Below are 16553 nucleotides of genomic sequence, written 5' to 3' on the forward strand. Positions count from 1 at the left end.
CCAATGAGCAAAGTTCTTTTGACAGGCACCCTGACCTGCGCCCCTCACGAGGTCGACGATGTGTTGAGCATCATTGACGACCACATTCGCAAAAGCCGCGCCGAGGCGGGGTGTTTGCAATTCGAGTTATGGCAAGATGAACTGACCCCCACCAATTTCCACATCTCCGAGGTGTTCCTGAGCGAGGCGGCATTTGCCAAGCACCAAGACCGCAGCCAAGGCTCAGATTGGGGACGCATCACCGGTCACATGACGCGCGATTTCACAAAGGCCAACGCATGACCACGCAAACGTCCCACCCGCTCAAAGCGGCCGTCTGGATGTCGGGGGCGGTGTTCGGATTTTCATCCATGGCCGTGCTGGGGCGCAAACTCACACTTGATCTCGATACCTTTGAAATCATGGCGTATCGCTCCCTCATCGGTGTGTTCACTGTGCTGATCATCTCAACACTGGCGGGCACGCGCGGCCAAATTCGTGCCCGCGCCCTACCGCTGCACTTGGGCCGCAACATCTCGCATTTTACTGGCCAAAACCTGTGGCTGTTCGCGCTGACCCTGATCCCCTTGGCGCAGCTGTTCGCGCTTGAGTTCGCCTATCCGATCCTTGTGGCACTTGGCGCGAGCCTGTTTTTGGGCGAACGCCTGACACCGCTGCGCGGCGCCACGGCTCTGCTCGGATTTATCGGCATCTTGATCGTCGCACAGCCCTTTGGCGCGGGCGGTCTGTCCATTGGCCTGTTGGCCGCGATGGCCTGTGCCTTTGGCTTTGCCGGATCGGCGCTGTTTACCAAGCGCCTGACCCGCCGCCCCGATGGTACGGTGACCAACATCTTGTTCTGGCTGTCCCTTATGCAACTTGGCCTCGGGGTCGGCTGTGCAATGATGGACGGCCAGATGAAACTGTTCACCACCGCGCAACTGCCGCTTTTGACGCTATTCGCCCTTGCGGGACTGGGCGCGCATTTTTGCCTGACCACCGCGCTTAGCCTCGCGCCCGCCTCCGTGGTCACGCCCATTGATTTCTTGCGCCTGCCCCTGATCGCGCTGATCGCCTACGTGCTCTATGGGGAGGCGACAACATGGGCGACATATATCGGGGCGAGCGTGATTTTCGGGGCAAATTACATCAATATCTTGTCTGAATCGCGCAAATCACGGGCCGCGCGCCCTGTTTAGCCCCGTTTTAACGGGGCGCGGTGTGTCATAACGGCGTTGCGCACAAACCACGACAGAGGATTTTGACGCGGCGTTAGAATTGCGTCATCGGCGAATCCTCGCTTAGACTTTAACGAGATCTGACGTGAGGAGACACGTTGGACAAAAAAACAAAAAAAACGATCACGAGCCCAGTGCTCGAAAAGGGATGAGATTATGAAAACACAGCTAACACTGGCCGCAGCCATCGCGGTTGGCGCCACAGGCGCATACGCAGGCGGCATGGACCGATCAGGTCAGTCTATCGCGCCACTATTCGAAGATGGTTCTTATGTAGAACTGAGCTTTGGGAATGTGAACCCGACTGTGTCGGGCGTCTTCACCCACCCGACCTTCGGCGACTTCGCCTCTGGCGACATGGCATCGACCTACACAATGTTCGGTGCGGCCTATAAACGTGACCTGAGCGACGCGCTATCTATGGCGATCATCATTGACCAACCATTCGGTGCGGATGTCGACTATGGCGACGCCGATGCGAACTACCCGTTCGCCACGGCATCTGCTAAAGTCTCCACTACTGGCGTCTCCGCAATATTGCGCTACAAGTTGAACGACAACTTCGCCGTCCACGGCGGTGTACGGGCCCTGCGCTCACATGGTGAAGTCAGCCTGCCCGCAATCCCGAGCGCGCCCGCCTACACGCTCGATACCTCCAACGAGACGGATTACAGCTATCTGGTCGGTGCCTCCTACGAAATTCCCGACATCGCGCTTCGTGCAGCAGTGACATACAACTCAAAGACCACGATCAACTTCGACACAACGGAAAGCACCGAAGGCAGCCAGACCTTGGAAGTCATTATGCCCGAGTCGATCAATTTCGACTTTCAAACGGGCATTGCTGCGGACACGTTGTTGATGGTGTCTGCGCGTTACGCGAAATGGACTCAAACCGTCATAGATCCTGTGGGCTACGCAGAGCTTGTGTCTTATGACGATGATACCATCTCTTATTCGTTAGGTCTCGGCCGCCGGTTCTCCGAAAAGCTTTCGGCATCTATCAGCTACGGGTTCGAAAAGTCTGCCGGGACACCCACGGGCAACTTAGGGCCGACAGACGGGTATAAATCCGTGTCCATCGGCGCGAAATATAATGTGAGTGAGAACACCGCGATTTCGGGTGGCCTGCGTTACGTTTGGATCGGCGATGCAACCACATCTACAATCGGGTCCGAGTTTACCGACAACAATGCCGTAGGATTTGGCCTCAAGCTCTCCCACAGCTTCTAAGCATATCACCTACAATACGTCTTCAAAAGCCCCGCCAATGTGCGGGGCTTTTTGTATCAATTTTCGTGATCTCCTTTGCACAAGTTTCGGTTTGTGTGCGGCGCGCTCTGGCGTCTATATGACCATCTGATCAAATTTTGCGCAGCGCGCGCACTCCCGCACAAGGACACCACCGATGGCCGAGCAAAAGACGATTTCCACCGCCGCGTGGATTGGCCTTGGCCTTATGGGGCTGTTTTGGGGCGGATCGTTTCTCGCGATTGAATTGATGTTGCGTGACATGCCGTTCGAAACCCTTGTGGCGCTGCGCGTTTCTGGTGGCGCAATCGCGCTTTGGACCTATGTAATTCTTGCCCGTTTGGAATTGCCCCGCGCGCCAAAAGTCTGGCTTGCGTTTTTGGTGATCGGCGCGGTGAATGTCGCCGCTCCGTTTTCGTTAATCTCATGGGGTCAACAATATATCACATCCAGCCTCGCGGGCATTCTCAACGCCACCACGGCCATCTTTGGACCACTTGTCGCCGCCATATTGTTTGCCGATGAGCGACTTGGCGCGCGCAAACTGGCGGGCGTATTTCTGGGCTTTCTCGGGGTTGCCACCATCATCGGCCTCGATGCAATCCACGCCTTTGATCTGACGTCGGCGGGCCAAATGGCGCTGATTGGCGCGTCCCTATGCTATGCCACGGGCGCGGCACTGGCGCGGATGCACCTCACCGATATGCCCCTCGAAGTCTCCGCCGCGGGCATGATCACGGGGGCGGCCGTCTTTATGGTGCCAACCGCGCTGATCAACCACGGATGGCCGCACTTCGCCACGTTTTCGCACGTCACATTGGGGGCATGGGCCTATATCTCGCTCATCTCCACGGGGCTTGCGTATTTGCTGCTGTTTCGCGTGATCAAATCCTCGGGTTCGGGCAATGCCACGCTTGTCACATTGGGCGTTGTTCCTGTGTCGGTGATCTTGGGCGCGGTTGTGTTGGGCGAGACCCTCGCACCGTCCACCTATGTCGGCTTTGGCTTTCTCGCGCTTGGCTTGTTGGTCATCGACGGGCGTCTGTTGCGCCGCATAACTGCGCGCAAATCGGCCTAAAACCTCTTGGCTTTTCGCCGCCGTCATGGCACCCAAGAGGGTGAGCGATGAGAGGCGAGACATGAGCTATACGACAGGCGATGAGTGGCACAACTGCACGGCCAAACGGGTGATCCTCTTTGGCATGTCGGGCCTTGGAAAAACGCATGTTTCCAACATGTTGCGCGACACCAAAGCGTGGTATCACTATTCGGTCGATTACCGCATTGCCACACGCTATCTGGGCGAGACCATCGACGACAACCTCAAAGCCGAGGCGATGAAGTCGCCGTTTTTGCGGGCGCAACTGCTCTCCGACAGCATCTTTATCAAATCGAACGTGACATTTAACAACCTCGCGCCGGTCTCGCACTACCTTGGCAAACCCGGAAATCCCGATTTGGGCGGCATCCCGATTGCCGAGTTCAAGCGCCGCCAAGCGCAGTTTCGCGCCGCCGAAGAGGCCGCACTTTTGGACACCGGCCACTTTATTTCCCGCGCGGCGGATCTCTACGAATACCCGCATTTCGTTGGCGACACGGGCGGATCCATCTGTGAGTGGGTGGATGCAACCGATCCGAATGATCCGATCCTCACGGCCTTGTCAAAACACGCGCTTCTGGTCTGGATCGAAGGGTCTGACGCCCATACCGAGGAATTGGTGCGCCGCTTTGACCGCGCCCCCAAACCTATGGCCTATCAGCCCGAATTTCTCGATGCGATTTGGACCGAATACCTGTCGCAAAAAGGCATCGATGAGGCTGATGTGAACCCCGACGATTTCATTCGCTACACCTATGCGCGCGCCCTCGCGCACCGCCAACCGCGCTACAAAGCGATGGCGGACAATTGGGGCGTGACCATCCGCGCCGAGGATGTGGCCCATGCCCAAACTCCTGACGCCTTTTGCAACTTGATCGGCGCCGCCCTTGATCGGCGCGCATCTGCGACCTAACTGACCCCCTTACCCACCTGAAAGCCCTGCCCCATGCCAATTACGTTGCCAGAAACCCTACCCGCCTTTGACGTCCTCTCATCCGAGGGTGTGATGGTCATGGGCGAAGGGCGCGCAGCATCGCAGGAAATCCGCCCCATTCGCATCGCCCTGCTCAACCTGATGCCCAAGAAAATCCAGACGGAAAATCAGTTTGCTCGCCTGATCGGCGCAACCCCGTTGCAGATTGATTTCCACCTCATTCGCATGAGCGAACACCAGACCCGCAACACCGCCGCCGAGCATATGGAACAGTTTTACCGCCCCTTTGACGAGATCAAGGCAAGCGGTGAAAAGTTTGACGGGCTTGTCATCACCGGCGCGCCGATCGAGCACATGGATTTCGAGGACGTCACCTATTGGGACGAACTCAAAGAGGTGTTCGAGTGGACCCAGACCCATGTCCATTCCACCTTTGGTGTGTGCTGGGGCGGCATGGCGATGATCAACTATTTCCACGGTGTGAAAAAGCACCTGCTCGGGGCCAAGACATTCGGGCTGTTCCGCCAGAACAACCTCGCCCCCGCCTCGCCCTATCTGCGCGGGTTCTCTGACGAATGCTACATTCCCGTGAGCCGTTGGACCGAGATGAAACAGGCCGAAATTGACGCCGTACCCGCCCTCATTCCTCTGCTTGGCTCGGATGAAACCGGCCCCTGTCTGGTCGAAGATCCATCGCACCGCGCGCTCTATATCTTTAACCATTTTGAATATGACACTGGCACGTTGCACGAGGAATTGATGCGCGATCAGGAGGCGGGCAAACCGATCCAGATCCCCGAGCACTATTATCCCGACAACAACCCCCAAATGCGCCCCGTGAACCGGTGGCGCTCGCACGCGCATCTTTTGTACGGCAACTGGATCAACGAGATTTACCAGACCACGCCATTCCGGCTGACCGATATTGGGGCGTAAGCTGTTGATTTTATGTCTCATTTTCGCGGCACTCACCATTGTCGCCGCCACATGGCGCGGCCATAACGTTGAACGAATTGCGGATGCGCGCGGCCGAATGGTCAACGGTCTACATGTAGAATCTTACGGCCCCGAGGGCGCGCCACCCGTTGTGTTGATCCACGGCGCGTCTGGCTCGACCTATGATATGAGCTTTGCACTTGCCCCCGCTCTCGCGCATGACTTTCGCGTCTATGTCGTGGATCGTCCGGGTTTTGGTCACTCCGCGCCCATTGCGGATGAAAGCCTCACCGCACAAGCCACCGCTCTTCGCACAGCCCTTGCGACAGTTGAGCCTCGTGCACCCATTGTGTTGGGCCAAAGCTATGGTGCGTCGGTGGCGTTGGCGTGGGGTGTCGATGCACCTGACACACTGGCCGCCCTCGTTTTGGTCTCGGCTCCATCGCATACATGGTCTGGCGGCCCGTCCCCATTGCACCGCATTTTGAAAACCCCAGTGATCGGCGCCGTGACCGCGTGGCTGATCGCGGCATGGATTCCCAAGCGCTACATCGACGATCAAATCGATGGTGTCTTTGCCCCGCAACACGCGCCCAAAGGATATGGCGCGTATTTTCAACCCGAAATGTCGTTGCGCCCCGCCACCCATATGCTCAATGCGCGGCAACGCGTGGCGCTCAAATCGCAACTAGGGCTGATGATCGATACCTACTCCGAGTTGCGCCTACCGATTGAAAGCGTGCATGGCACGTCCGATACCACAGTGCCGCTTGCCATCCACGCACAGCCCCTTGCCGACGAGGTGGCAACCAACACGCTCACCGTGCTCGACGGCATCGGACACATGCCGCACCACGTGGCGACACCCGAGATCGTCAAAGCAGTCGTTCGTGCGGCGAAACGTGCCAATTTGATGTGATTTCATTGCACCCGCTGCGCATTGCCCCCATATTGTTAATTGAATTAACACCGCCACTGCCACAGGCTGCGTGAAAGGTCCGACCACATGAGTACGTCCAAACCCGACCTGCCTTTTGAGGGCGCGATTTCCAAGTTCTTTGAACAGCACGCACCAGACCACATTCGCGCGGCGATTGAGGATGGCAAAAAGAAAGACATCCTGTCGCCCACCTACCCCTATGCGCGGTGGATGGACAAAGACGATTACGAGGACCAGATGGGCGCGCTACAATGCGAGTTGGTCAAAATGCTCAGCGATGTGAAAGCCACGGGCAAACGTGTCGTTGTGGTATTCGAGGGGCGTGATGCCGCTGGCAAAGGCGGCACGATCAAACGTTTTCGCGAAAACCTCAGCCCCCGCGCGGCCCGCGTCGTAGCCTTGTCAAAACCGACCGAGCGCGAGGCCGGTGAATGGTATTTCCAACGCTATGCCAAGCACTTACCTACCAAAGGCGAAGTGGTTTTGTTCGACCGCTCATGGTACAATCGCGGTGTCGTAGAAAAGGTGTTCGGCTTTTGTACGGACGATCAGCGCGCGCGGCTCTTTCATCAGCTCCCCGAGTTTGAGGACATGTTGGTGAGCGAGGGCATTCTCCTGTTTAAAGTCTGGCTCAATGTCGGGCGCGCCGAGCAATTGCGCCGCTTTTTGGCCCGCGAAAGTGACCCGCTCAAGCAATGGAAGCTCTCAGGCATCGATGTCAAAGGCCTCGCCCTTTGGGACGCGTATTCGGACGCTATTTCGGATACATTGCAGCGCAGTCATACCCAGACAGCCCCGTGGACAGTCGTCAGATCAGATGACAAATACCGCGCCCGCCTCAACGCTATTCGCGCCGTTTTATCCCAAATTGACTACGCCGAAAAAGACACCGCACAGATCGGTGACGTCGACACGGCGGTCTGTGGCGGCCCCGAAATGATCCTATCTGGCGCGGAGGCGAACTAAGCGGCATGGTTAAAAAACGCGGCTATCACCACGGCAATTTGCGTCAGGCTCTCGTCGATGCAGCACTTGGGCTGATCGAGGAAAAAGGTCCGACCGGCTTCACCCTTTCAGAGGCGGCGAAAACCGCCGGTGTGACCCCTGCTGCGGTCTACCGCCATTTTGAGGGCCGCGAAGATCTGATCGCGGAGATCGCCCAACAAGGCTATGAGGTATTCGCGGACTTGCTCGATTACGCCTACTCAACGGGTCAGCCCTCCGCGCTGGCCAGTTTCGAGGCCGTGGGGCGCGCCTATCTGGCCTTTGCCCGCAAATATCCGGGGCATTATGTGGCGATGTTCGAAAGCTCGATTTCGATCCAACGCACGCCGGACCTCTACAAGGTCGCGACCCGTGCGCATGGCGTTTTGGAACATGCCGCCGAAGAGCTGTCAAAGCACATTCCCGCCGAAAACCGCCCCCCGCCACAGATGTTCGCCGCTCACATCTGGGCGATGAGCCATGGCGTTGTCGAACTCTTTGCACGCAACAGCCCCGGCACCAAAAGCCCCTTCCCGCCCGAAGATCTTTTAGAGACCGGTATCGGCATCTATTTGCGTGGATTGGGGTTGTTGCCCACGGATAGCTGACAGCGCGCGCGACGAGCGACACCTGACAACAAACCCCATTATCCAAACGAAAAAGGCCACCCGCAAAGGTGGCCTTTTCCAATTCTGATATCCAGTAAAGCGGATTAACGCTTAGCTAAGTTAGTATCTTTATTAACATATTTATATCAATATGTTACGCTACTAAAATGCTTCATGTAAATAATATGTAAATCATCCACCGCGCATGCTTTGAAAAGCTGTTAGCTAACTGGAACGTGCTTTCGTAACAAACGCAACAGCCTTGTCCAACTCGCCAGCTATCGCAGCCTGTTTAAAAGCGTCAAGCACGCCAGCAACATCGTCCAACTTGTCCACAAATACAGCGTTACTTTTGCCGTTAATGTTCAAAACGCGACTGCCGTAACGGCACTGCACATAGTAACCCGCGTCTTGCTCAAAAAACCAAGCGCGTACCCGCTTTTCATGCTCAACGCGTACGCGCTCACCTGCGTCATTTGTCTGCCAGCGCTTCGATTTTACCGTATATTCGTCGCCAGCCAAAACAGCAGCAAGCACCCTGCCCTGTTCTTCAATCGCCGCAACCAGCTTTTCACGTCGTGCAAGTACGGGGTCTTGTTTCACAGTACGTTGCACGGTCTTCAAGTTCAGTTTTGCAATATAGCTCATTTCAACAGCTCCTAATATTGAATGCTGCCGCTACTATATTTTCAGACCAAAAGCATAACGACCTGAAATCAGATGTATTTTTCTACCTTTGAAAAGTAGATTGTACGGGTCGGTACAGAACCGAATTCTCTTTCATACCTGCCTACTCCCCCCATGTAGAGGCCATAGTGAAAAATATTCAAGTTCCTGTCAGTTCCGAACATTGTTTTTGTATTTTCATCAAGCACTGTTTGGCCATTGAGCTTAGCTTTATAGAAGCCGTCGTTGGCCCAATGCACATCCAAATCGATAGTATTCCATCTGCCGAAAATATCACTGCTTTTCGCAAGTTTGACCTTTTCCCTGCCAGTAGCAGTTGCAAACTCAGCGTAGAGCCAACTCACAGACTTCTGCCAACCCATCACGTTAACCATTAGCGGAACGTTAGGTGCACCTTTTTCAAAAAATTGAAAAATGTGGGTAAAGGGTCCTCCAATACGTTGATTGCTAGGTAGGAAGAAACTGATTGAGTATGAGGCGCGTTGATTCATTTCACCACCTAAGTCCATCCTCTCATACCGTTGCCGATCAGTTTGGCAGTCGACACCGCCACAATCTCCATGCCTCAATTCAAAACGTTCAAGCTCGGAACTCGAAGCGGTTCCGGTAAAGTCCGGCACAACAGAATATGCATAATTAGCTGTAGAATTTCGTTCGTGCAGTGTCCAATTTCCAAATGCATTTTTGGGTGACCCGCGTGTGATCAGAGATCCATTTCCACCTACATTTTCAGAAACACATCCAGCTAGGCTGACGGTTGACGCCAACGCTCCGGTTACGAACCCACGCCTACCCAATAACATTGCCATATACCCATCTAAATATTTGATCTTGTTTCCATAATGCACAACCCGCATTCGCAATGCAACGCGGGAACCCGACGCACTCACAGCAGTGCAATGGAGCCGGAAATAGTCCTCCTAGTTCGCTATTTCAGAAACATCACCACCTTTGCTGACAAAGGATAAATACCTGCGAAAGGAACCGCAGTTATGTTGCAAAGGAAAATCAATGCAGCTTGGGAGTACTGGCTAGAAAAGGACGATTGGAACGTTTTTGCGACGTTGAACTTTGGCCATCTGTCACTTTTGGAAGGCAATCGAAGCGACGCAGCTGGAAAACTTTGGCGCAGCTGCTTGTCTACAGTCGACCGCGCCGTTTACGGCCAAACAAGAAAGAACCAGCCTCGCTTTAATCGCGTCGCATTTAGACACAGTGGGGCAAACGGAACGAACCCGCATGTCCATATTCTACTAAGATCACCTATTCCAACGCATGAATTCTGCGTGGCGCTTAACGCAATATGGGCGACGAAGTTTGCTCCCGCCGCAAATCCTGTAAGCAACTCCATCGCCCCAATTATCACTGTCAAAGGCGCAATAGGTTACGGACAACACGAAGAATTTAGGAACGACATTGGTGCTTTTGACGACAGGCTAAGTCACAGCACTTTGGGGCCAGCGCATCATGTTCGCGCTGATGCTCTGCAAAGGCTCCATGCTCAGGCATCTAAGGCAAATTTAGTTAAGGCACGATTGGCATTGCCCGATCATATTAAAACTACTCAGGCAAATTTTGATCGACGCGAACGTATGAGGGTTGCAGCACTGCTGTGCGTTTAGACCTAGCATCTAGCACCACTAAGAATTTTTGCATGTGGCTTGGTTTTCCAAGTCACATCCTTGTTGTGCGTAAAACAATTAACACAAAACACATCAGTTCAAACCGACAACGGTAAATACACAGAGGCATTAGACGATGACACTACTTGAAACGACATACAGCCATTTGCGCAAAGCCGGACTTGTTAGCTGCGCGGAAGCGTTCAGCACCAGTTATTTGGGCAAGAACAAAAACTGGTACGCTTTCCAAACGCACAGCGAGCGCGATTTTAGCGTTGGCGCTGCTGTGCAGTGTTTGCGCTCAATACGCTCCAATAAAGCGCTTGCTGGCTTGGACACACAGCAAAGAGCGGCGCTGGATGGAGCTGAGCGTGATTTGCTGGCCCATTTGAACAAAATGTACTTGGTAGCAGACGTGATCTAAAATGTTATAGAATTACTAATCCATAACATTGTCACTCAATCTCAAGCAAAAACAGTGACTTGCTGAAATTTCAAAATCAGGTCGTTTTGCGAAATGTTATATATTACAATCACTTACAACAAAACCACATGTTGTAGGGATAAGATAATGAAACAAGCCAAGCTCCTATCAGATGCTGAACGCAAACGCCTTGCCGCAGTGATCGACAGCAAGCGCTACGCAACGCGCAACCACACAGCCGTAGCGCTCAGCTTTTACGCGGGCCTACGTGCTTGCGAGATTGCTTGGCTGCGTATTGGTGATGTTTTCGAAGCTGGTAGCGCTGTGCGTGACACGATTTACCTGAGCGCAGCGCAAACGAAGGGCAGCTCGGGCAATACTGTATTGGTGAACAAAAAGCTGGCGACAGCGCTCAAGCGTTATGCTGCTGCTTACCCCAAACGCCTTCAGCAGCCAAATGTACCCGTCTTGTTCTCCGCAAAAGGATCGGGCTTTACAGCGCAGACGACTGTGAACCTGTTTCAAACGCTCTACAAAGCCGCAGCAATTGACGGTGCCAGCTCGCACAGCGGTCGGCGTCAATTTGTAACCGAGCTAGCTGACAAAGGGGTAAATGCCCGCGTTGTACAAGCACTAGCTCGGCACAAGCATTTGAACACGACCATGCGCTACATTGATTTAAACGAAAATAAGATGAGGGCGGCTGTTGAGCTGATCAACTACTGAAACTTGTGCTGTTGTGCTAGAACGGCAAGCTCTTTGTTTAATTTGGGACTTGCCAAATGTTGACCCCATTTCCAAACGCAGTATTCAGACGTGCAATCAACAATTCCCGCTTTCCTCAGTGCTTCAAAGTTTCCCTTACCTATTTTGCTTATGGGCTTTAACTGCTCGACCATAGCGCCCAAGTACCCGTGCTTTTCAATTAATCGTTGCGATTTTTTGTCTATTTTTTCAACTGCTATCACAGCATGCCAAATCCGTTCTGCAACGCTATCCTCAACAAGTTGGTTGCCGCTCACTTGCGCTGGACTGCTGACTTGTGACTGAATAATTCGCACACCAGCATACCGCGCAACTTGACGCATTGCTTCACTGCCTTCTGGACCATGTGCTCTTGACCAAAAGCCCTCTAACGACTTCTGATCTGTAAGACTATCTAGCTCCGCAATTTCATCAGAGTATTTTTCGCGCAAATCGGACAATGCAGGGAGTGGATCTTTATATATCATGGTGTGTAGCGCCTTATAACAACGACATTTTCACCAATCACGCTACGCAGAACGCTAGCTCCTTACAACAATTTTCACTATGCCTCTCAACCCCAAGCGCAACCTTCTCGTGCAGAACATAACGACCAGCATTTACCTGCGTTTTTGACCCAAAACCATGTGCTATCAAGTTAGGCGCACAGGCTTAACTGGCTTTTTGGCGTCGAGCTTACGTTCTTTACTTTTAAGCTTTCGTGCATTCTTCTCAAAGTCAGTCGTCTGTGCACGTTTGGCGCGTTTCGGCGTGCTTTTTAGTCCTGCGTTATAGTCCAATATCTCCCATATGTGCAAAATCACCACCTCAAATCTGTAAGTACTTCCCTACTTGAAACTGCGCTGTAAAACTTTTGTCAGCTAACAACCCCTTCAAGCGTTAAATATTTATGCACGAAAAATTTACGCCTAAAATTCGTCGTCTTCCATCTGCTTTAGAAATTCCTCTAGCCGTGACTTCGCTTCGCTTGTGTTTTCCCTGTCTGTCCCAGCCGCTTCACGCTCCAAGCCGCGTATTGCCCACTCAACTACGTCAAGCTTTAAGTCTCGCTTCGAGCGTTTATTGCTCAGCAAACCGCCGCCATCGCTTTCCAGGCTCCTGCTTGTAATAACCATCGGTACTGTACCGGGAGTTAGCCCTAGTGTACTGCTGTCCGTGTCTCTATCAAACCAAAGACGCAGCCCAGCATCTGCTGCGATGATCTCATCCAAGTAAACGTGCAGTCGTTCAAAAAGCGTGTCGGCCTGTGCAAAATGCTTTTGCGCCACCTTGCTCTTGCCGCGCGTACTAGCGCCCTCACCTTTGTTGTAGACAAACGTCGCTTTTCGCAATCGCGCTTCGTATTCCCGCACCTCATCCGGTTTATCTTTTAACTCAGCACGCAGCTCTTTTTGATCAGACCAGGCTTGCACGTAACTGGCAAAATCCTCTTCAGTCAACCAAGCTCGCAACTGCCTGTTTTGGACAATAGCCCCACCTGCTAGCTTGGCCGCTATCTTGCGCAGTTTCTTTAATCGAACTTCAGGTTTGTGTGCCATAGCTCACCTTCAAACAGTTACTGAGGTCCATCACATTCGCACCCGCAAATAGAATTCAACCCTTCATAATCGGGTCAGAGCTCGATCCAAACTATCTGCCAGGGAGTAGTTAGCCAAACACAAAAGAGCACGGTTTTGTTACGCCTGACGCGCAGTACCTGGGTCACTACAACACATGAATCTAGCACCGCGCAATTCACAACCGGCACCTCCATTCACTTACGCAGCACGCCAACCCAAAACTGGCCGCACGACCTAATTGAAAGTCTAGGGCTGCATGTGCGACAGGAATGGCGCATCCGGCAAACCAGAGATGGCACACAAAGAAGGCATGATTGATTGAACGGCAGACTAGGCACCTAATGAACTGATGCGCATCATGTTTTACCTTGAATTGCTTCCACGGCTGGCTCATGCTTCAATGAAATGACGAAGAAATTTTGATCAGTTTTGTCTTTTTTATAGTTTGGCACATATGAGGTTTTGCATCGAATGACGCGGGTATTTTCCCAAAAGGCGGGGCTTTGAATAACAATTTTGCCGCGGTATTTGTATATGCTCGAGAGGCAGCGATCCGTCTGGACTTAACCTGGAATCATAATTGGACGAGCTTTTTCCGCCGCACCCTCAGCATCACTGCGAGGAGAAAAAGCCATCGCACAGGCGTTGACAATCATCATACACGGCATCATATGATACCACGACAGCATCGTGCCGAAGGGGTGCGCGATGTCAATTGACAGTGGATTACGCAAGGAGCTTGCAAAGTTTTGCAGTAGTAAGCGGACTTATCGAAGTGACTTTTCACCGACCATGCCAACTCACTGGTCGCCACAACACGTTAGACATCCCGATACAGGAGAAGCATTCACTGACCCGGGAGCTTGGCGTTTTGTAAAAGATTTGTTGGAAGCCGGGCATCCTGTTGAAGTAATCACACTCGATAAACCGCCTGGAAAGAAAGGTTACGTCCTAAAGTGCAAAGGCTACTCCTCGGAAATAATCTATATCAAGTTGCAGATTTTGTCCGGTTTTGTGATCGGCCGGAGTTTTCATGTGAGCGTAGTTAGAGAAAAACAACAATGACAAATAATGTAAATAAAGACACATGTATTGTATGCGGAGCGGCGGCTGTCGAAATCCAGACAATGACGCAGCAATTCGCTTACGCTGACAAGAACAGGGATGTTCTTTTGACGGCAGATGTACCTGTCGAGCACTGCCATGAGTGTGGTGAAATACTGCTTGGAGTACAGGGTCAGATTGCACAGCATGAAGCGGTTTGTAGCTATCTTGGACGCTTGTCACCAGCCGAGATCAAGGAGATCCGTACAGGAATGAAGCTCTCACAACTGGCTTTTGCAGAAAGAATAAATGCTGGTGTCGCTTCAGTTAAGCGCTGGGAAACTGGGATGGTAATCCAAAACGCATCAATGGACCGTATCTTGCGTCAGGTAAACGACGAGGCCGACATTCCGATGCAAAGACGCGCACGAATTACGCCAGTCTTTAGAACTGAAATTAAGCCGCACATGCTAGCTGCGTCCAAGTTATTTCAGTTGCGCCCGAGCGGTTAACGCAACATGTATACCATCACATTCTATTCGTACAAAGGCGGCGTCGGACGCACCATGGCCTTGGCAAACGTTGCTACGCTCCTCGCTCAGAAAGGCAAGCGTGTCCTCCTTGTCGATTTTGATCTCGAAGCGCCTAGCTTGCCAAATTATGGCGGACTTTCTGACCTAGTCATTAAACATGGACTTGTTGACTACATCTCGGCTTATCGAGAGACGGGCAAAGCGCCAGATGTGGCGGAGCACATCTATAAATGCCACCAAGACGGCAATCCGATCTGGATAATGCCAGCAGGCGATACATCAACAAAAGACTATTCCAGAAAACTAGCCTCGATAGACTGGCAAACGCTTTATGACGATGAAAAAGGATATTTATTTTTCGAGGATCTGAAACAACAATGGCAAGTTTTCGAACAAGAGGGATTTGATTACGTCCTTATTGACAGTCGAACTGGACATACTGATGTTGGTGGTGTGTGCACACGTCACTTGCCGGATTTGGTAGTTGCTATGTATCTTCCGACGATGCAGAACATATCAGGGATGGCGCCTATCATTGGTGAAATCCGGAATGAAAAGTCCCGAGCTAGCAACCCAGTTGAACTGGTGTTTTGCGCGTCTAATGTGCCGGAACTTGACGATGAGCAGCAAATACTCAGTGATCTATTGAGGACAGCATCAGATCGGCTCGACTACGAGGCTAATGCACTGAATATTGTCCATCACTATGGCAGCTTACACGTGCTTTCACATGCGATCTTCGTTCAAGATAGGCCGAACTCACGCCTTGCTAAGGAATATAATAGCCTCGCGCGCAGCGTCATATCTCACAACTTAGAAGACGCTGACGGAGCAAAATTGGCTTTGCAGCGAATTATTCGGGAAGACATTCGCAGCCCTCAAACTAAATCAAAGAATACTCGGGATGAACTTGCGGCAAAGGTTGATCAAATCTTTTCGAGGCACAGGCATAACAGTGAGATATCAAACCTCGTTGCGCGAGTTCGTTCTGCAATTGGTGACTTCGAAGGTGAAATTTCAGCGTTGACCAACGCAATCGAGTTGGGTGACGGAGGGGCCGGTCTGCGCTTTCGTCGAGCTCGTGCGTATCAGGCAATAAACATGACAGATAGGTCTGTCGAAGATCTTCGGCACATCCTCAAACATGAGAGGGTTACGGGCGCTGAATTGACAGCGGCATTGAGAATGTTGGAAAGGACCGACAAACAGTATGATGATGTATTAGATCAGCTTCTGGAGCGTAGCGATTTAGATCTTCCAATGTTAAATTCGATAGCGGAGGTTGCTCAACGAAACAGGCGACACCTTAGAAAGTTTGCGGACCATTTAACCCGCACTATAGCACGCAAAGAAGAATCGGAAAAAGAGAGAGCCTACGCCAACCATCACCTTGGACTTGCACTTATTGGCTGTAGTCGGTTTGATGAAGCTGATGCGAAGCTGGATTCAACTTCAGAAGCATCCAAGCTCGACCTGCCGAACAGGTTCAACCACTTCATCGCAATGTGGGGTGCGTCTGGGACGCCCGATATAGGTATCGCGCATGAATTGCACGAAGTGATGTCTTTTAGAAAATCTCCAAGAGATGACGCTAACTTCCTGCAATGCCAAGCGGTCATTAACGCTGTTCTGGGTGACCACAAAGAGGCATTAGCAGCATTGGATCATGCTGATGAAGTTGCACAAAGTCTAGGAGGGCGGATATTTAGTTGCTCCTCCTACCTCTACCTTGAAACTGAGGCATTTGTTCAGGAAAATGAGCAGCTTCGCAGTGCAATAAAAGAGAACGATCAGGTATCACTACGTATCTTCAATTCATCCAGTCAAAACTAAATTTTGGAAATTGAAGCCGTCTCATAGAAGTTCAGCAACTTGATGAACGCTATAATCTATCTGCAGTCTGGTGCTACCAACGACCGCCCTCTCTGGGAGCACCAAGGCATCCGATCG

19 protein-coding genes are annotated in these 16553 nt (G+C 52.2%); 15 read left to right on the plus strand and 4 right to left on the minus strand.

The annotated features are described in order from the left end of the window. The first annotated feature begins 3 nt into the window (after nt 1–3). From IMCC12053_RS02930 to IMCC12053_RS02970, 9 genes are all read left to right on the plus strand, one after another. Entirely contained in the window at nt 4–282 is a 279-nt protein-coding gene (locus tag IMCC12053_RS02930; RefSeq protein ID WP_062215587.1) for a putative quinol monooxygenase, read from the plus strand. Further along, complete coding sequence (locus IMCC12053_RS02935; protein WP_062215589.1) at nt 279–1178, plus strand: DMT family transporter; 900 nt, start codon at nt 279–281, stop codon at nt 1176–1178. Before IMCC12053_RS02930 ends, IMCC12053_RS02935 begins: the two co-directional genes overlap by 4 nt. A gap of 195 nt (nt 1179–1373) precedes the next feature. Beyond that, the gene (locus IMCC12053_RS02940; RefSeq protein WP_062215591.1) at nt 1374–2450 is read left to right on the plus strand and encodes an OmpP1/FadL family transporter; all 1077 of its coding nucleotides are present in this window, start codon (nt 1374–1376) and stop codon (nt 2448–2450) included. Nucleotides 2451–2625: 175 nt separating this feature from the next. Next, nucleotides 2626–3546, plus strand: coding sequence for a DMT family transporter (locus IMCC12053_RS02945; RefSeq protein ID WP_062215593.1), 921 nt, complete (start codon nt 2626–2628; stop codon nt 3544–3546). Nucleotides 3547–3607: 61 nt separating this feature from the next. Next, a complete protein-coding gene (locus IMCC12053_RS02950; protein ID WP_062215595.1) occupies nt 3608–4480 on the plus strand; it encodes a hypothetical protein in 873 nt (290 codons plus the stop codon). 33 nt (nt 4481–4513) lie between these two features. Continuing rightward, nucleotides 4514–5437, plus strand: coding sequence for a homoserine O-succinyltransferase (locus tag IMCC12053_RS02955; RefSeq protein ID WP_062215597.1), 924 nt, complete (start codon nt 4514–4516; stop codon nt 5435–5437). Nucleotides 5438–5441: 4 nt separating this feature from the next. After that, a complete protein-coding gene (locus IMCC12053_RS02960; RefSeq protein WP_062215599.1) occupies nt 5442–6356 on the plus strand; it encodes an alpha/beta fold hydrolase in 915 nt (304 codons plus the stop codon). A gap of 87 nt (nt 6357–6443) precedes the next feature. Then, on the plus strand, nt 6444–7343 hold the full coding sequence (ppk2, locus tag IMCC12053_RS02965; RefSeq protein WP_062215600.1) for a polyphosphate kinase 2: 900 nt from the start codon (nt 6444–6446) through the stop codon (nt 7341–7343). Nucleotides 7344–7348: 5 nt separating this feature from the next. Beyond that, the gene (locus IMCC12053_RS02970; RefSeq protein WP_062215602.1) at nt 7349–7969 is read left to right on the plus strand and encodes a TetR/AcrR family transcriptional regulator; all 621 of its coding nucleotides are present in this window, start codon (nt 7349–7351) and stop codon (nt 7967–7969) included. Between the two features lie 225 nt (nt 7970–8194). Here IMCC12053_RS02970 and IMCC12053_RS02975 read toward each other — a convergent pair whose 3' ends face one another. Next, a complete protein-coding gene (locus IMCC12053_RS02975) occupies nt 8195–8617 on the minus strand; it encodes a DUF6641 family protein (protein WP_062215604.1) in 423 nt (140 codons plus the stop codon). Between the two features lie 68 nt (nt 8618–8685). Beyond that, the gene (locus IMCC12053_RS15555; protein ID WP_169775298.1) at nt 8686–9465 is read right to left on the minus strand and encodes a heparin lyase I family protein; all 780 of its coding nucleotides are present in this window, start codon (nt 9463–9465) and stop codon (nt 8686–8688) included. Nucleotides 9466–9648: 183 nt separating this feature from the next. Here IMCC12053_RS15555 and IMCC12053_RS02985 point away from each other — a divergent pair, with 183 nt between their 5' ends. The 3 genes from IMCC12053_RS02985 (at nt 9649) to IMCC12053_RS02995 (ending at nt 11428) form a co-directional block, all read left to right on the plus strand. Further along, the gene (locus IMCC12053_RS02985; RefSeq protein WP_062215607.1) at nt 9649–10278 is read left to right on the plus strand and encodes a hypothetical protein; all 630 of its coding nucleotides are present in this window, start codon (nt 9649–9651) and stop codon (nt 10276–10278) included. A 136-nt stretch (nt 10279–10414) separates the two neighbouring features. Continuing rightward, the gene (locus IMCC12053_RS02990) at nt 10415–10702 is read left to right on the plus strand and encodes a hypothetical protein (RefSeq protein ID WP_062215610.1); all 288 of its coding nucleotides are present in this window, start codon (nt 10415–10417) and stop codon (nt 10700–10702) included. 147 nt (nt 10703–10849) lie between these two features. Beyond that, a complete protein-coding gene (locus IMCC12053_RS02995; protein WP_062215612.1) occupies nt 10850–11428 on the plus strand; it encodes a tyrosine-type recombinase/integrase in 579 nt (192 codons plus the stop codon). On the opposite strand, the gene IMCC12053_RS03000 is transcribed toward IMCC12053_RS02995, so the two are convergent. After that, nucleotides 11422–11934: a hypothetical protein gene (locus IMCC12053_RS03000; RefSeq protein WP_062215614.1), complete on the minus strand. Its 513-nt coding sequence runs from the start codon at nt 11932–11934 to the stop codon at nt 11422–11424. The two genes, IMCC12053_RS02995 and IMCC12053_RS03000, sit on opposite strands and share 7 nt — an antisense overlap. 441 nt (nt 11935–12375) lie before the next feature. Beyond that, nucleotides 12376–13005, minus strand: coding sequence for a hypothetical protein (locus IMCC12053_RS03005; RefSeq protein WP_062215616.1), 630 nt, complete (start codon nt 13003–13005; stop codon nt 12376–12378). Between the two features lie 729 nt (nt 13006–13734). Between IMCC12053_RS03005 and IMCC12053_RS03010 the strand changes: the two genes are divergently transcribed. Genes IMCC12053_RS03010 through IMCC12053_RS03020 form a run of 3 tightly spaced genes read left to right on the plus strand, consistent with a single transcriptional unit; the run spans nt 13735 to nt 16436 of the window. After that, nucleotides 13735–14091 (plus strand): hypothetical protein, encoded by a 357-nt coding sequence (locus tag IMCC12053_RS03010; protein WP_062215618.1) that lies wholly within the window; start codon nt 13735–13737, stop codon nt 14089–14091. Continuing rightward, entirely contained in the window at nt 14088–14582 is a 495-nt protein-coding gene (locus IMCC12053_RS03015) for a type II TA system antitoxin MqsA family protein (protein WP_062215620.1), read from the plus strand. Before IMCC12053_RS03010 ends, IMCC12053_RS03015 begins: the two co-directional genes overlap by 4 nt. Nucleotides 14583–14588: 6 nt before the next feature. Continuing rightward, nucleotides 14589–16436: a ParA family protein gene (locus IMCC12053_RS03020; protein ID WP_074906336.1), complete on the plus strand. Its 1848-nt coding sequence runs from the start codon at nt 14589–14591 to the stop codon at nt 16434–16436. Nucleotides 16437–16553: the final 117 nt, after the last annotated feature.

This window comes from Celeribacter marinus, assembly GCF_001308265.1.
Taxonomy (GTDB): Bacteria; Pseudomonadota; Alphaproteobacteria; order Rhodobacterales; family Rhodobacteraceae; genus Celeribacter; species Celeribacter marinus.

What these genes read in the sequence shown, in the direction of transcription:
- IMCC12053_RS02930 (WP_062215587.1), top strand. Translation starts at nt 4, where the DNA reads ATGAGCAAAGTTCTTTTGACAGGCACCCTGACCTGCGCCCCTCACGAG.
- IMCC12053_RS02935 (WP_062215589.1), top strand. Translation starts at nt 279, where the DNA reads ATGACCACGCAAACGTCCCACCCGCTCAAAGCGGCCGTCTGGATGTCG.
- IMCC12053_RS02940 (WP_062215591.1), top strand. Translation starts at nt 1,374, where the DNA reads ATGAAAACACAGCTAACACTGGCCGCAGCCATCGCGGTTGGCGCCACA.
- IMCC12053_RS02945 (WP_062215593.1), top strand. Translation starts at nt 2,626, where the DNA reads ATGGCCGAGCAAAAGACGATTTCCACCGCCGCGTGGATTGGCCTTGGC.
- IMCC12053_RS02950 (WP_062215595.1), top strand. Translation starts at nt 3,608, where the DNA reads ATGAGCTATACGACAGGCGATGAGTGGCACAACTGCACGGCCAAACGG.
- IMCC12053_RS02955 (WP_062215597.1), top strand. Translation starts at nt 4,514, where the DNA reads ATGCCAATTACGTTGCCAGAAACCCTACCCGCCTTTGACGTCCTCTCA.
- ppk2 (WP_062215600.1), top strand. Translation starts at nt 6,444, where the DNA reads ATGAGTACGTCCAAACCCGACCTGCCTTTTGAGGGCGCGATTTCCAAG.
- IMCC12053_RS02970 (WP_062215602.1), top strand. Translation starts at nt 7,349, where the DNA reads ATGGTTAAAAAACGCGGCTATCACCACGGCAATTTGCGTCAGGCTCTC.
- IMCC12053_RS02975 (WP_062215604.1), bottom strand. Translation starts at nt 8,617, where the DNA reads ATGAGCTATATTGCAAAACTGAACTTGAAGACCGTGCAACGTACTGTG.
- IMCC12053_RS15555 (WP_169775298.1), bottom strand. Translation starts at nt 9,465, where the DNA reads ATGGCAATGTTATTGGGTAGGCGTGGGTTCGTAACCGGAGCGTTGGCG.
- IMCC12053_RS02985 (WP_062215607.1), top strand. Translation starts at nt 9,649, where the DNA reads ATGTTGCAAAGGAAAATCAATGCAGCTTGGGAGTACTGGCTAGAAAAG.
- IMCC12053_RS02990 (WP_062215610.1), top strand. Translation starts at nt 10,415, where the DNA reads ATGACACTACTTGAAACGACATACAGCCATTTGCGCAAAGCCGGACTT.
- IMCC12053_RS02995 (WP_062215612.1), top strand. Translation starts at nt 10,850, where the DNA reads ATGAAACAAGCCAAGCTCCTATCAGATGCTGAACGCAAACGCCTTGCC.
- IMCC12053_RS03000 (WP_062215614.1), bottom strand. Translation starts at nt 11,934, where the DNA reads ATGATATATAAAGATCCACTCCCTGCATTGTCCGATTTGCGCGAAAAA.
- IMCC12053_RS03005 (WP_062215616.1), bottom strand. Translation starts at nt 13,005, where the DNA reads ATGGCACACAAACCTGAAGTTCGATTAAAGAAACTGCGCAAGATAGCG.
- IMCC12053_RS03010 (WP_062215618.1), top strand. Translation starts at nt 13,735, where the DNA reads ATGTCAATTGACAGTGGATTACGCAAGGAGCTTGCAAAGTTTTGCAGT.
- IMCC12053_RS03015 (WP_062215620.1), top strand. Translation starts at nt 14,088, where the DNA reads ATGACAAATAATGTAAATAAAGACACATGTATTGTATGCGGAGCGGCG.
- IMCC12053_RS03020 (WP_074906336.1), top strand. Translation starts at nt 14,589, where the DNA reads ATGTATACCATCACATTCTATTCGTACAAAGGCGGCGTCGGACGCACC.